The organism is Marinobacter sp. SS8-8, assembly GCF_030540945.1.
In the GTDB taxonomy this organism is placed as follows: Bacteria; Pseudomonadota; Gammaproteobacteria; order Pseudomonadales; family Oleiphilaceae; genus Marinobacter.
Genome location: NZ_JASSVN010000008.1, coordinates 108,869 through 123,504, shown reverse-complemented (window position 1 = coordinate 123,504; position 14,636 = coordinate 108,869). Strand labels below are relative to the sequence as shown.

Annotated in this window: 9 protein-coding genes; 2 read left to right on the top strand and 7 right to left on the bottom strand. The window is 59.1% G+C overall.

What is annotated here, in order from left to right:
- Positions 1-61: 61 nt before the first annotated feature.
- The 3 genes from ribD to glyA form a co-directional block, all read right to left on the bottom strand.
- Positions 62-1,177 (bottom strand): bifunctional diaminohydroxyphosphoribosylaminopyrimidine deaminase/5-amino-6-(5-phosphoribosylamino)uracil reductase RibD, encoded by a 1,116-nt coding sequence (ribD, locus tag QPL96_RS10315; RefSeq protein ID WP_303287293.1) that lies wholly within the window; start codon positions 1,175-1,177, stop codon positions 62-64.
- Entirely contained in the window at positions 1,174-1,692 is a 519-nt protein-coding gene (nrdR, locus tag QPL96_RS10310) for a transcriptional regulator NrdR (protein ID WP_303287292.1), read from the bottom strand. Before nrdR ends, ribD begins: the two co-directional genes overlap by 4 nt.
- Positions 1,693-1,769: 77 nt before the next feature.
- Positions 1,770-3,023, bottom strand: a complete 1,254-nt coding sequence (glyA, locus tag QPL96_RS10305) for a serine hydroxymethyltransferase (RefSeq protein ID WP_303287291.1) — start codon at positions 3,021-3,023, stop codon at positions 1,770-1,772.
- 378 nt (positions 3,024-3,401) lie between these two features.
- Between glyA and ettA the strand changes: the two genes are divergently transcribed.
- Together ettA and radA are read left to right on the top strand one after the other, a co-directional pair.
- The gene (gene ettA / locus QPL96_RS10300; RefSeq protein WP_303287290.1) at positions 3,402-5,063 is read left to right on the top strand and encodes an energy-dependent translational throttle protein EttA; all 1,662 of its coding nucleotides are present in this window, start codon (positions 3,402-3,404) and stop codon (positions 5,061-5,063) included.
- 102 nt (positions 5,064-5,165) lie between these two features.
- Positions 5,166-6,539 carry a DNA repair protein RadA gene (radA, locus tag QPL96_RS10295; protein WP_303287289.1) on the top strand — a complete coding sequence of 458 codons (1,374 nt, stop codon included), beginning with the start codon at positions 5,166-5,168 and terminating at the stop codon, positions 6,537-6,539.
- Positions 6,540-6,770: 231 nt separating this feature from the next.
- Here radA and QPL96_RS10290 read toward each other — a convergent pair whose 3' ends face one another.
- From QPL96_RS10290 to gltB, 4 genes are all read right to left on the bottom strand, one after another.
- Entirely contained in the window at positions 6,771-7,139 is a 369-nt protein-coding gene (locus QPL96_RS10290) for a PilZ domain-containing protein (protein ID WP_303287288.1), read from the bottom strand.
- A gap of 269 nt (positions 7,140-7,408) precedes the next feature.
- On the bottom strand, positions 7,409-8,473 hold the full coding sequence (gene hemE, locus QPL96_RS10285) for a uroporphyrinogen decarboxylase (protein WP_303287287.1): 1,065 nt from the start codon (positions 8,471-8,473) through the stop codon (positions 7,409-7,411).
- A gap of 164 nt (positions 8,474-8,637) precedes the next feature.
- Positions 8,638-10,056: an FAD-dependent oxidoreductase gene (locus QPL96_RS10280; RefSeq protein WP_303287286.1), complete on the bottom strand. Its 1,419-nt coding sequence runs from the start codon at positions 10,054-10,056 to the stop codon at positions 8,638-8,640.
- Positions 10,057-10,135: 79 nt separating this feature from the next.
- Positions 10,136-14,584: a glutamate synthase large subunit gene (gene gltB, locus QPL96_RS10275; protein ID WP_303287285.1), complete on the bottom strand. Its 4,449-nt coding sequence runs from the start codon at positions 14,582-14,584 to the stop codon at positions 10,136-10,138.
- Positions 14,585-14,636: the final 52 nt, after the last annotated feature.

Below are 14,636 nucleotides of genomic sequence, written 5' to 3'. Positions count from 1 at the left end.
GTTTTGCACCCTTGCGGAGTTCCGGCAGCTGCCTGCTGATGGAACCTCCTGAATGTATGGATTACCTGCGGGCGAGAATCAGGCGCTGATCCTCCCCCAACTGACGTCGGTCCAACACCTTCCATTGTACTTTATCCGCCATGGTTTCCAGCGGCAGGTGTACGGTCGGGCGTCCGGTACTGCCAAGGAATACTGGCGCCTGATAGAGCCAGAGTTCGTCTGCCAAGCCGTCGCTGATGAACGTGCCGGCCAGTGTGGGGCCCGCTTCGACCAGCAGTTCATTGATGCCGAGCTCCCCCAGGGAATCCAGCAGTTCGGCCAGATCAACGCCGTTGTCTTTCCAGGCCACCCCGGTGAGACTGATGCCCAGTGCCGCCAGATCCTGGGCCGGTGTCGTCGCCAGCGTTGACGACGCACAGAACACCTGCACATTGCCACCCTGCAGGATCCTTGCCGAACAGGGGGTCCGCGCATCCCGGTCGGCGATCACTCTCAGGGGCTGCCTCGATGGCTCCGTGGCGTCGCCGATATCGCCCAGTTCCTCACGGCGAACCGTCAGCGATGGATCGTCCGCCAGAACCGTACCGACACCCGTGAGGATGGCATCGCTGATGGCTCTGAGACGCTGCACATCCCGGCGGGCATCGCTGCCGGTTATCCACTGGCTCTCGCCGGAGGCCATTGCCGTGCGGCCATCCAGACTGGCCGCCATTTTCAGACGCACCCAGGGACGACCGGTGTTCATGCGTTTCATGAAACCCGGGTTCAGGCGGGTGGCTTCGTCCGCCAGCAGGCCTTCAGTAACCCGGACCCCGGCGCTCCGAAGCATATCCAGCCCACGCCCGGACACCGAAGGGTTCGGGTCCTTTGTCGCCGCATAGACCTGGGCCACTCCTGCGTCGATCAGAGCCCTGGCGCAGGGCGGTGTGCGGCCGAAATGGCTGCAGGGCTCCAGAGTCACGTAAGCCGTGGCACCCCGAGCATCCGGGCCAGCCTCGCTCAGCGCCCGGATTTCGGCATGGGCTTCGCCGGCACGCTCATGCCACCCCTCCCCCAGCACCAGGTCGCCCCGGGCGATAACGCAACCGACCCTGGGGTTGGGATGAGTAGAGTACCGACCGCGCCAGGCAAGCTGGACAGCCCTGGCCATCATGGCCCTGTCGCGGTTTTCGATCATGCTTTTCCTTTGGGAGCGTGATTATCCGCCAGCGCTTTGGCAACATCCACGGCAGTATCACCGTTGCCCGCCGACAGCCGCTCGATTTCTTCCTTGAACTCGTTGATATCCTGGAAGCTGCGGTATACCGACGCGAAACGGACATAGGCCACCTTGTCCAACTGGCGCAATTCGGTCATTACCTCTTCACCCAGCTGCATCGACTTCACTTCCCGCTCTCCCGCCGCCCGCAAACGGTATTTGATGCGATTCAGGGCGGCATCTATCTGCTCAATGCTGACTGGCCGCTTTTCCAGCGCCTTCATCAACCCGGAGCGCAGCTTTTCCTCATCAAAAGGCTGCCGGGTGCCGTCCTGCTTGACCACCCGGGGCATCACCAACTCAGCAGATTCGAAGGTGGTAAACCGCTCACGACACGACAGGCACTCCCTGCGCCGGCGCACCTGATCACCCTCGGCCACCAGCCGGGAGTCAATCACCTTGGTGTCTGCTTCACCACAGAAGGGACAATGCATAGTCAGGAACTCCGGAGAGGAAGCCGGGCCGAAAAGTCGGCCCGGCAGGTCATGCCTGTAGTCTAGCTATAAAACGATTAGCCGTAGACCGGAAAGCGGGCGCAGAGCGCACTTACCTGCTCACGAACCCGGCTGTTGACCGCCTCGTCCTCCAGGTTATCCAGGATGTCGCAGATCCAGCCGGCCAGATCACGGCACTCAGACTCACCGAAACCACGGGTGGTAATCGCCGGAGTACCAATGCGCAGACCGGAAGTGACGAACGGTGACCGGGGATCATTGGGAACCGCGTTCTTGTTCACGGTAATGTGAGCACGACCCAGCGCCGCATCAGCATCTTTACCGGTAATGTCCTGCTTGATCAGGCTGACCAGGAACAGGTGATTCTTCGTGCCACCGGAAACCACGTCGTACCCGCGATCCACAAAAACCTGGGCCATGGCAGAAGCGTTCTTCACAACCTGCTGCTGGTAGGCCTTGAACTCATCGCTCATGGCTTCCTTGAAGCACACAGCCTTGGCGGCAATCACATGCATCAACGGCCCGCCCTGGCCACCCGGGAAGACGGCAGAGTTCAGTTTTTTCTGCAGATCGGCGTCGTCGCAGGCCAGGATCAGACCACCACGGGGACCGCGCAGGGTCTTGTGCGTCGTGGTTGCAACCACGTGAGCGTGGGGAACAGGATCCGGATAAACGCCAGCGGCAACAAGACCAGCCACATGAGCCATATCCACAAACAGGTAGGCACCAACCTTGTCCGCAATCTCACGGAAACGGGCAAAATCCAGCTCCTGTGAATACGCGGAGAAGCCGGCAATGATCATCTTCGGCTTGTGCTCAACAGCCAGCGCTTCCACTTCGTCGTAATCGATCAGGCCAGTTTCCGGGTTCAGGCCGTACTGCACGGCGTGGTAGATCTTGCCAGAAAAGTTCACGCTCGCCCCGTGGGTGAGGTGACCACCGTGGGCCAGGCTCATACCAAGAACCGTATCACCGGGCTTGAGCAAGGCCATGAAGACAGCAGAGTTGGCCTGGGAACCGGAATGCGGCTGAACGTTGGCGTAGGCAGCGCCAAACAGCTCCTTGGCGCGCTCAATCGCCAGGTCTTCAGCAACATCCACAAACTCGCAGCCGCCGTAGTAGCGCTTGCCCGGATAGCCTTCCGCGTACTTATTGGTCAGCACGCTGCCCTGGGCTTCCATTACCCGGGGGCTGGTGTAGTTCTCGGACGCGATCAGCTCAATGTGAGCTTCCTGGCGCTTCTCTTCCGCCTGCATGGCGTTCCAGAGTTCGTCGTCAAAGCCGGCGATTTTCATTTCACGATTAAACATGGATGCGCTGCCCCTGTGTGCTTGGCTGGCCCGGAGAGCTTTGGCGATCTCCGCAGGCTCCCTGAAAAATTGGGCCGCTATTCTATCTTACAAACGGGTGAAAAATCATCCTTTATACCGTCCGCAGATACCGGCATACGGCCAACTCCGGTTTTTGCTCAATTGCTATCACTGGTGCGTTTCGTTACCTTACCGGATCAATAACACGAGCTCCGATCAAGGGTGGCGGGGCTGGCCTTCCGGGATCGTCAAAATCAGGGATGATTTTGCCGAGCGTACATGGACGTATTCACAGCGTATCCCGGAAGGCCAGCCCCGCCGCCCGAGCCACCAGTATTCGAATTCACGAACCTGTTATATCAAGAGGTTTACGCCAGTATGGCCCAATACGTATACACCATGAACCGGGTGGGCAAAGTGGTCCCGCCCAAGCGCGAGATTCTGAAAGACATCTCGTTAAGCTTCTTCCCCGGCGCCAAGATCGGCGTACTGGGCCTCAACGGTGCCGGTAAATCCACCCTGCTCCGCATTATGGCGGGCGTGGATCAGGATTACATCGGTGAAGCCCGCCCGCAGCCCGGCATCAACGTGGGATATCTGCCCCAGGAGCCGGAGCTGGACGAGGACAAAACGGTCAAAGAGATCGTCGACGAGGCGGTTTCCGGCGTTCATGACGCACTGGCCGAACTGGACCAGGTTTACGCAGCCTATGCTGAACCGGACGCCGATTTCGACGCATTGGCCAAGAAGCAGGGCGAACTGGAGGCCTACATCCAGGCTACGGACGGCCACGACATCGAGCGCAAAATGGAAGTCGCCGCAGACGCGTTGCGTCTTCCACCCTGGGATCAGCAGGTAAAAGTGCTGTCCGGTGGTGAGCGCCGGCGTGTTGCCTTGTGCCGTCTGCTGCTTTCCGGGCCTGACATGCTGCTGCTGGACGAGCCCACCAACCATCTGGATGCCGAATCCGTGGCCTGGCTGGAGCGCTTCCTGCACGATTACGAGGGCACCGTGGTTGCCATCACCCACGACCGCTATTTCCTCGACAACGTCGCCGGCTGGATCCTGGAACTGGACCGAGGCCACGGCATTCCGTTTGAAGGCAACTACAGCCAGTGGCTGGAGAACAAGGAAAAACGCCTGGAGATGGAATCCAAACAGGAAGCCTCTCACCAGAAAGCCATCAAACAGGAGCTGGAATGGGTGCGCAGCAACGCCAGGGGCCGTCAGTCCAAGAGCAAGGCCCGCCTGGCCCGCTTTGAGGAGATGAGCTCCCAGGAATTCCAGAAGCGCAACGAAACCAACGAGCTGTACATTCCGCCCGGGCCACGCCTGGGCAACAAAGTGATCGAGGTTGACGGTATCAGCAAGTCCTTCGGCGACCGCCTGCTGTATGAAGATGTGTCCTTGAGCGTACCGCCCGGTGCCATCGTGGGCATTATCGGTGGTAACGGCGCCGGCAAATCGACCCTGTTCAGGATGATCGCGGGTTTCGACCAACCGGATTCCGGCACCATTACCGTCGGTGAAACCGTGGAACTGGCCTACGTGGACCAGATGCGCGACCTGGACGGCAGTAAAACCGTCTGGGAGGAACTCTCCGACGGCAACGATATTATCAAGGTTGGCAACTATGAGACCCCATCCCGGGCCTATGTGGGGCGCTTCAACTTCAAGGGCAGCGACCAGCAGAAGCGGGTCGGCGACCTGTCTGGCGGTGAGCGTAACCGCCTGCACCTGGCCAAACTGCTGAAGGAAGGTGGCAATGTGCTGCTGCTGGACGAACCCACCAACGATCTGGACGTGGAAACGCTGCGTGCCCTGGAGGAAGCCCTGCTCAACTTCCCGGGTTCTGCCCTGGTGATCTCGCACGACCGCTGGTTCCTGGACCGGGTAGCCAGCCACATCCTGGCGTTCGAGGACGATGGGGACGTGGTGTACTTCGAGGGTAACTTCACGGAGTACGATGAGGACTTCAAGAAGCGCAAGGGCGATTCCGCAATGCAGCCCAAACGCATGAAGTACAAGAAGCTGGCCTGAGGTTAGTAAAAGAGGGGTCAGATGAAAGCTTTCATCTGACCCCGTTTTCAACCCCGTTTTCACATCTGCCCCCGCTTTCATCCATTATCCCCTGAGATCGCCATGGCCAAAGTAAAAACCGCCTATGTCTGCACCGAATGCGGTGCCGACTACTCCAAATGGCAGGGCCAGTGCACCGCCTGCCAGGCCTGGAATACCATCAGCGAAGTCCGCGGTGTCAGCAGCACCAAAGGCGCTCGTGGCGCCCGCTTCGAGGGCTTTGCCGGCAGCCTGTCGGAAGTCCAGAGCCTGGACGACGTCAGCCTAGCCGAGCAGTCTCGTATCAGTTCCGGCATGCAGGAGTTCGACCGGGTTCTCGGTGGCGGCCTGGTGGAGGGGTCGGCAGTCCTGATGGGCGGCCATCCTGGCGCCGGCAAGAGTACCCTGCTGCTTCAAGCCGTATGCCATCTGGCCGCCAGCGTCCCCGCGCTTTATGTCACCGGTGAAGAATCCGTGCAGCAGGTCGCCATGCGGGCCAAGCGGCTGGGATTGCCCACCAAAGATCTGAAGATGCTGTCTGAAACCTCAGTTGAGCGGGTGATGCAGGTAACGGAAGCGGAAAAGCCTCGAATTCTGGTGGTGGACAGTATTCAGGTGATGCACGTGGCAGAGATTGAATCAGCCCCCGGCAGCGTGTCCCAGGTACGCGAAAGCGCCGCTTTCCTGACCCGCTTTGCCAAGCGGACCGGCACCATCCTGTTCCTTGTCGGGCACGTCACCAAGGACGGCAGCCTGGCCGGCCCGAAAGTTCTGGAGCACATGATCGACTGCTCCATCCTGCTGGAAGGTTCCAGCGACAGCCGCTACCGCACACTTCGCGGCATCAAGAACCGGTTTGGCGCGGTGAATGAGCTGGGCGTATTCGCCATGCTGGAACAGGGGCTGAAGGAAGTGAAAAACCCCAGCGCGATATTCCTGAACCGCGGCGAGGACGCGGCCCCGGGAAGCGTGGTGATGGTGGTCTGGGAAGGCACCCGGCCCATGCTGGTGGAGATCCAGGCACTGGTGGACATGGCCCAGGGCGGCTATCCGAGACGCGTGGCGGTTGGCCTGGACCAGAACCGGCTGGCGATGCTTCTCGCCGTATTGCACCGTCACGGCGGCATGCATGTATCTGATCAGGATGTGTTCGTGAACGTGGTCGGCGGTGTGAAGGTGAATGAAACCAGCGCCGACCTGGCATTGTTGGCCGCGATTGTCTCCTCCTTCCGCGACCGCGCCCTGCCCCAGGATCTGGTGATTTTTGGCGAAGTCGGCCTTTCCGGCGAAATCCGACCGGTCCCCAGCGGCCAGGAGCGCATTTACGAAGCCGCCAAGCACGGCTTTACCCGGGCACTGGTGCCCAAATCCAATGCCCCCCGCAAGGCCATCGAGGGCATGAAAGTGATTCCGGTGACCAAGCTCAGTGACGCGCTCTCGGCTCTGGAAGATCTCTGAGTATCTTGTCTTGGGAGTTGACGGACAGGATGGCTTTTCTATTTCCAAAAACCGCTACGAGCACATCCATGTGGGCTTGTTTCCGGCCATCCCTGGCCTCCAACATTTTTGGAAATAGAAAAGCCATCCTGTCCTGCATGCTTGGCAGTAATAGTCCCACCCTCATATCTCTTAGCTTTTGACCCGCAACGTAGGTCGGATTAGGCGAAGACGTAATCCGACAAAACCCGCCTAATCAATGAGATGAGCAAACTCCCTCTCCAACAACGCCTGATCACCAAGGTTAAGCTCAACAAGACGTTTGAGGTGGGTAGCGCTATCAAGGTCAATGTACTGACATTTGAAGCCAAGCCTGTGCGGCTCCACGTGCCTGAGCTCAACCGCCATAACAATACCTGCCTCATGATCATCCAGGTGAATAATCACCTCACACGGCTGCCTCAAAGGCACATCCCACCCCTCCGGCCGTTTTACGAGAACGCCTTTCAAGGAAATATCCAGCACCTCGGTGGTCCAGACGGTCTCCAGACAGTGAAGCTCGCAGGGCGCATCGAATTCGATCCGGTGAAACCGGCGTTTTTCGGGAGTTTTGGTGGGCAAGTGGCTACTCCTGTTTACCGATCCTGTTTTACCTGACTATAGACCGGACAGAAGGATGCATCCAGAGGAGTTTTGGAGTGGTCGATTGTTAGGAAGATATATCGCCGCTGTGAGGTAGAGGCCGTTGTGGGGCTCTTTCCAAAAATGTTGGAGGCCATGGATGGCCGGAAACAAGCGCACAGGGAAGTGCCTGTAGCGTTTTTTGGAAAGGGCCCCACAACGGCCTCACCTGCAAAGCCCTCAGGCTAGGGGAAAAAAAACTCCAAGGCTCAGCGGTGATACTCCGGACTCAATTCTACAACCGCCTCGATGAACGCCCTGGCGTGCTCCGGATCCACGTCCGGTGTAATTCCGTGGCCAAGGTTGAAGATATGCCCGGTGCCGGAGCCATAACGGCGCAGGATATCCGCCACTTCCTGGCGAATCCGCTCAGGCGGCGCGTACAGCATGGCCGGGTCCATGTTGCCCTGGAGGGCGACCCGATCACCGATGCGGGCGCGAGCGTTACCGATGTCCGTGGTCCAATCAAGACCAACGGCGTCTGCGCCAGAGTCCGCGATCAATTCCAGCCACTGACCGCCATTCTTGGTGAACAGGATCACCGGCACCCGGCGGCCATCGTTCTCGCGAATCAGGCCGTCGACGATTTTCTTCATGTAGCGTAGCGAGAACTCTTCATAGGCCCAGCTGCTGAGCACGCCACCCCAGGTATCAAATACCTGCACTGCCTGGGCACCAGCCCTGATCTGAGCGTTCAGGTAGTCGATAACCGCATCCGCCAGATGGTCCAGCAGGCGATGCATCACCTCCGGCCGGCCATACATCAGCTTCTTGGCTTCCCGGAAATCCCTGGAGGAGCCACCTTCGACCATGTAAGTCGCCAGGGTCCAGGGGCTGCCGGAGAAACCAATCAGAGGCACGGTGCCATTAAGGGCGCCGCGAATGGTGGATACTGCGTTCATGACGTAGTCCAGATCCACCTCGGCGTTGATTTTCGGCAGTGCCGCAACGTCTGCCTCAGAGCGAATAGTATTCCGGAACCTGGGGCCTTCCCCGGTTTCAAAGTAAAGACCCAGCCCCAGCGCATCCGGAATGGTCAGAATGTCCGAGAACAGGATAGCCGCATCCAGGGGGTATCGCTCCAAAGGCTGAAGGGTGACTTCACAGGCCAGCGGAGTATTCTTGCACAAGCTGAGAAAATCCCCGGCCTTCGCCCGTGTCGCTCGATATTCCGGCAGGTATCGCCCTGCCTGTCGCATCATCCATACCGGAGTACGGTCAACGGGCTGGCGCATCAGTGCGCGCAGGAAACGGTCATTTTTCAGCTCGGTCATGGCAACTCCTGGTCTGGGAAACGAAATTTCTGGGAGGTAATGATACGCGGTTTAGGTCAATTGGAAAGGTGTCGGGTCAATTGGAAGGCGTCGGAGAGAAACCAGGTGAACCGGGGGTCAGATGAAGGCTTTCACCTGACCCCATGTCCGGATCGATCCGGCAATCAGATCTCCAGGTAATCCATGATACCTTCGGCCGCCTGGCGCCCTTCCCAGATAGCGGTTACGACCAGGTCCGAGCCGCGGACCATGTCGCCGCCGGCGAAGATTTTCGCGTTACTGGTCTGGAAGGCAAACTCGGCTTCCTCGGGGGCGGTCACGCGACCGGAATCGTCGGTGTTCACCTTCAGTTCATCGAACCACTCGGCAGGGCTGGGACGGAATCCGAAAGCAACCAGAACGGCATCCGCCGGAATCACTTCCTCACTGCCCGGCACCACTTCCGGACGGCGGCGGCCGTTGTCATCGGGCTCGCCCAGTCGCGTCTGGATCACCTTGACACCTTCAACCCGATCTTCACCCAGGATGGCGATCGGCTGCCGGTTGAAGAGGAACTTCACACCTTCCTCCTTGGCATTGGCCACTTCACGGCGGGAGCCCGGCATGTTTTCCTCGTCCCGACGGTAGGCACAGGTCACACTTTCAGCCTGCTGACGGATGGAGGTGCGATTGCAGTCCATGGCGGTGTCACCGCCACCGAGAACAACGACACGCCTGCCTTTCATGTCGATGAAATCCGACTCATCTTTTTCAAAGCCCAGGCGACGGTTGACGTTGGAGACCAGGAACGGCAGCGCATCGTAGACTCCTGGCAAATCCTCACCCGGAAAACCACCCTTCATGTAGGTGTAGGTGCCCATGCCCATGAAGACGGCATCGTATTCGCCGATAATGTCCTGCAGCTGGACGTCTTTTCCAACCTCGGTGGACAGGCGGAATTCCACACCCATCGCCTCGAACACCTTGCGACGACGGGTCATGACCGACTTTTCCAGCTTGAACTCGGGGATACCGAAAGTCAGCAGACCGCCAATTTCCGGATAGATGTCGAACACAACTGGCTTTACGCCGTTGCGGACCAGCACATCAGCGCAACCCAGACCAGCGGGTCCGGCACCGATGACTGCGACTTTCTTGTCTGTCCACTTGACTGCGGACATATCCGGCTTCCACCCCAGCGCAAAGGCGGTGTCCGTGATGTACTTTTCCACGGAACCGATGGTCACCGCACCATAACCGTCGTTCAGGGTACAGGCGCCTTCACACAGGCGGTCCTGGGGACACACGCGGCCACAGACCTCGGGCAGGGAGTTGGTCTGATGACACAGCTCCACCGCGCGCATGATATTTCCTTCGGACACCAGCTTGAGCCAGTTCGGGATGTAGTTGTGAACCGGGCACTTCCACTCGCAGTAGGGGTTGCCACACTCCAGGCAACGATGGGCCTGGGAGGCGGCATGGTCCGCTGTAAACGGGTGGTAAATCTCACCAAACTCTTTCTTTCGCTTCCTGGCCGGCACCTTTTTCGGGTCAATCCGCCCAACTTCGACAAACTGGAAGTCGTTACTCAGTCGTTCTTTCATTTTGATGCTCTCATCAACTCAATTTCGACGAGGGGCGGCCGTCAGGCTGCGCACCCCAAACCCTGTTCTGCCCACCGCCTTATTCCGGGCGCGCCCGGGTGCTGGCCAGCAGGCTTCGGAGGTTGGCAGCCTTGGGTTTCACCAACCAGAAACGGCCGATGTAGTCGTCGAAATTCTCTAGAATGTGCCCAGCCCACTCACTGCCGGTTTCCGAGATGTGCTCCCGGATAACACCTCGCAGGTGATTGCGGTATGACTCCATGTCTTCACTGGAAATCCGCTGAATCTCCACCAGTTCGTGGTTGTACTTGTCCACGAAGGTGTTGTTGATATCCATCACATAGGCAAAGCCACCGGTCATGCCGGCACCGAAGTTGTGCCCGGTAGACCCGAGAACGGTGACCAGACCGCCAGTCATGTACTCACAACAGTGATCCCCGGTACCTTCCACAACAGCGTGAGCGCCAGAGTTACGAACCGCGAAACGTTCGCCTGCCGTTCCTGCCGCAAACAGTTTGCCGCCGGTGGCGCCATACAGGCAGGTGTTGCCGACAATCGAGGTTTCCTGGGTCTTGAAGGCACTGCCACGGGGAGGTTTCACAACCAGCTTGCCGCCAGTCATGCCCTTGCCGACATAGTCGTTGGCATCGCCTTCCAGGACCAGGTTGAGGCCACCCACGTTCCAGACACCAAAGCTCTGGCCAGCGGTGCCGGTAAGATTAAGGGTAATCGGCGCATCGACCATGCCCTGGTTGCCGTGCAGCGCGGCAATTTCACCGGACAGGCGGGCACCAATGGACCGGTCGCAGTTGGTTACCCGGTAGGGCCAGACACCACCACTCTTTTCCTTGATCGCCGAAGCGGTATCCTGAACCATCTGCTCCGCCAGCGTACCTTTGTCGAACGGATGATTCCGCTCCACCTGGCAGGTCTGTGGCTTGTCCGCCGGAATGTGGTCATTAGACAACAGGCGAGTGAGATCCAGCTTCTTCTGTCGCTCGGTGTCGCCCGGCAGCCGCTCCAGCAGATCCACACGTCCGACCAGCTCTTCGAGAGTGCGCACGCCAAGTTTCGCCATCCATTCACGGGTTTCCTCGGCAACGAAACGGAAGAAATTCATCGCCATTTCCACCGTGCCATTGAAGTGCTCTTCACGCAGGTAGTCATTCTGGGTGGCAATACCGGTTGCACAGTTGTTCAGGTGACAGATGCGCAGGTATTTACAGCCCAGCGCCACCATGGGCGTGGTGCCGAAACCAAAGCTCTCGGCACCAAGGATTGCACCTTTCACAACATCCAGACCGGTCTTGATGCCACCATCGGTCTGCAGGCGAATCTTGCCGCGAAGATCGTTGGCCCGAAGCGCCTGCTGGGTTTCCGTCAGCCCCAGCTCCCACGGAGAGCCGGCATAGCGGATCGACGTCAGCGGGCTTGCCGCCGTGCCGCCATCATAGCCGGAAACCGTAATCAGGTCTGCGTATGCCTTGGCAACACCGGCCGCGATGGTACCGACACCCGGCTCGGACACCAGCTTCACAGACACCAGGGCCTGCGGGTTGACCTGTTTGAGATCAAAGATCAACTGGGCCAGATCCTCAATGGAGTAAATATCGTGATGTGGTGGCGGCGAAATCAGCGTTACGCCGGGCACCGAGTAGCGCAGGCGTGCGATCAGGTCGTTGACTTTGCCACCCGGCAACTGGCCGCCCTCACCCGGCTTCGCACCCTGAGCCACCTTGACCTGCATAACATCGGCACTGCGCAGGTATTCCGCGGTGACACCAAAACGGCCAGAGGCAACCTGCTTGATCTTTGAGCGCTTTTCGGTGCCATGACGGGCAGGGTCTTCCCCACCTTCGCCGGAGTTGGAACGGCCGCCAAGCGTGTTCATGGCAACAGCCAAAGCCTCATGAGCCTCCGGCGACAGTGCGCCCAGGGACATGGCCGCGGAGTCAAAGCGGGGGAAGATATTCTCAACCGGCTCCACCTCGGAAAGGGCGATCGGCTTGAGGTCCTTGCGGAACCCCAACAGGTCACGCAGAGTCGCCACCGGGCGCTCGTTCACCAGTCCGGCGTATTCTTTGTAATGGCCGTAATCGCCTCTGGTAACCGCTTCCTGCAGCTTGCCCACCACGTCCGGATTGAAGGCATGGTACTCCTGGCCATGAATGTATTTCAGCAGTCCACCCTGGGAGATGGGCTTGCGCGGCTTCCAGGCAACGGTGGCCAACTGTTCCTGATCCTGCTGGAAATCATAGAACCCGGCACCCTGGATACGGCTGGGCACCCCTGGGAAACACAGGTCCACAACCTCATCGGCAAGGCCGACCGCCTCGAACAGCTGGGCTCCACGGTAGGAGGTGATGGTCGAGATACCCATCTTGGACAGGATCTTCAACAGACCCTTGTTAATGCCTTTGCGATAGTTGTTCTTGGCATCGATCGGATCCATCAGTAACTCGCCGGTGCGGATCAGATCATTCAAGACCTGATAGGCAAGGTATGGATAGACCGCCGTGGCGCCAAAGCCAAAGAGCACGGCGAAATGATGGGGATCCCGGGCCCAGCCGGTTTCCACGACGATGTTGGAGTCGCAGCGCAAACCCTGCTGGACCAGATGGTGGTGAACGGCGCCAGTCGCCATCATGGCGTTCACGGGCAACTCGCCTTCCTTCAAGTCCTTGTCCGTGAGCACCAGCAGCACCTTGCCATCGCGTACCGCCTGCTCGGCTTGCCCGCAAACCTGGCGGATAGCCTGTTCAAGACCCTGCTCCGGACGGTAGCTCATGGAGATCTGCGCCACCTCAAAACCAGGCCGGTCATTGTTGGCAATCTTGAGGAATTTCGCCGGCGACAGAACCGGGGTGGTCAGGATGATCCGGTCCGCGTGGTCTGCGGTTTCCTCGAATACGTTTCGCTCGGCACCCAGACAGGTTTCCAGGGACATAACGATCGCCTCACGCAGGGGGTCGATCGCCGGGTTGGTGACCTGGGCGAATTTCTGCCGGAAGTAGTCCGCCACGTGGCGGACCCTGCTAGACAGAACCGCCATCGGGGTATCGTCACCCATGGAGCCCACCGCCTCCTGACCATTCTCGGCCAGCGGACGGAGAACCTGATCACGCTCCTCAAAGGACACCATGAACATCTTCTGGTGAACCAGCAGCTCGTCGGCATCCATCAGCCTGAAGTCAGGTGTATCCTGGTTCAGAGTGGTTTCAACGCGCAGCGCATTCTCACGTAGCCAACGTTTGTAGGGCTGCGCGGCCTTGAGGCGCTGGTCAATGTCCCGGGTATGCAGGACTTCGCCGGATTCGGTGTCAATGGCCAGCATCTGGCCCGGTCCGACCCGCCCCTTGGCCACAACATCGTCAGGCTGGTAGCCATAGGTTCCGATTTCAGAGGCCAGGGTAATAAAGTCGTCCTTGGTAATGACCCAGCGAGCGGGCCGCAGGCCATTACGGTCCAGCATACAGACGGCGTAGCGGCCGTCAGACATAACCAGACCCGCGGGGCCATCCCAGGGCTCCATATGCATGGAGTTGTATTCATAGAACGCCCGGAGTTCCGAATCCATACTGTCGACGTTCTGCCACGCCGGGGGAATCATCATCCGGACCGCGCGAAACAGGTTTACACCACCAGCGAGCAGCACTTCCAGCATGTTGTCCATGCTGGACGAGTCAGATCCAGTGAGGTTAACCAGCGGCTGCAGGGTCTGCAGGTCCGGAAGCTCCGGCGAGCTGAACTTGGCAGCGCGGGCAATGGCCCAGTTTCGGTTGCCATCAATGGTGTTGATCTCACCATTATGGGCCAGATACCGGAACGGCTGGGCCAGCGGCCACTTGGGCATGGTATTGGTGGAGAAACGCTGGTGAAAAACACAGATCGCGGTCTCCAGGTCAGGATCGCCCAGATCCCGGTAAAAATTAGCAAGATCCGCCGGCATCATCAGGCCCTTGTAGGCCAGGGTCCGATGGGAAAGGCTGCAGATATAGAACTCGGGATCATCCGCCATGTCGCTCTCGGCGTGGCGACGACCCACGAACAGGCTGATCGCAAACTCACGCTCCTCCTTGCCGGCAGGAACCACGAACACCTGTTCAATCCGGGGCAGGCAATCAAGAGCCATGGGCCCAAGGCAGCTGTCATCCACCGGCACTTCACGCCAGCCAAGGATCTCCAGACCCTGTTCGGTCAGCCGCTTTTCAATAGCATCCCGACCAGCGGCAGCCCTGACTTCATCCGGGCTCAGGAATACCTGACCCACGGCAAAAAGATCACCTGGTTCCTTGCCAAAAGCTGCCTTGGCGGCTTTCTTCAGGAAGCCGTCCGGGCTCTGGATCAGCAAGCCACAGCCATCGCCGGTCTTGCCGTCTGCAGCGATACCACCTCGGTGGGTCATGCAGGTCAGAGACTCGATGGCAGTTTGCAATAACTTGTGGCTGGCCTGGCCCTTCATATGGGCAATCAGACCGAACCCGCAGTTGTCCCTGAATTCGTCGGGATGATACAAACCTGTCATCATAAGCGCTCTCTCGCGTAAAAATTCTTTTCAATCAAAGAGTTACTTTGCGCGC

What these genes read in the sequence shown, in the direction of transcription:
- ribD (WP_303287293.1), bottom strand. Translation starts at nt 1,177, where the DNA reads ATGATCGAAAACCGCGACAGGGCCATGATGGCCAGGGCTGTCCAGCTT.
- nrdR (WP_303287292.1), bottom strand. Translation starts at nt 1,692, where the DNA reads ATGCATTGTCCCTTCTGTGGTGAAGCAGACACCAAGGTGATTGACTCC.
- glyA (WP_303287291.1), bottom strand. Translation starts at nt 3,023, where the DNA reads ATGTTTAATCGTGAAATGAAAATCGCCGGCTTTGACGACGAACTCTGG.
- ettA (WP_303287290.1), top strand. Translation starts at nt 3,402, where the DNA reads ATGGCCCAATACGTATACACCATGAACCGGGTGGGCAAAGTGGTCCCG.
- radA (WP_303287289.1), top strand. Translation starts at nt 5,166, where the DNA reads ATGGCCAAAGTAAAAACCGCCTATGTCTGCACCGAATGCGGTGCCGAC.
- hemE (WP_303287287.1), bottom strand. Translation starts at nt 8,473, where the DNA reads ATGACCGAGCTGAAAAATGACCGTTTCCTGCGCGCACTGATGCGCCAG.
- QPL96_RS10280 (WP_303287286.1), bottom strand. Translation starts at nt 10,056, where the DNA reads ATGAAAGAACGACTGAGTAACGACTTCCAGTTTGTCGAAGTTGGGCGG.
- gltB (WP_303287285.1), bottom strand. Translation starts at nt 14,584, where the DNA reads ATGATGACAGGTTTGTATCATCCCGACGAATTCAGGGACAACTGCGGG.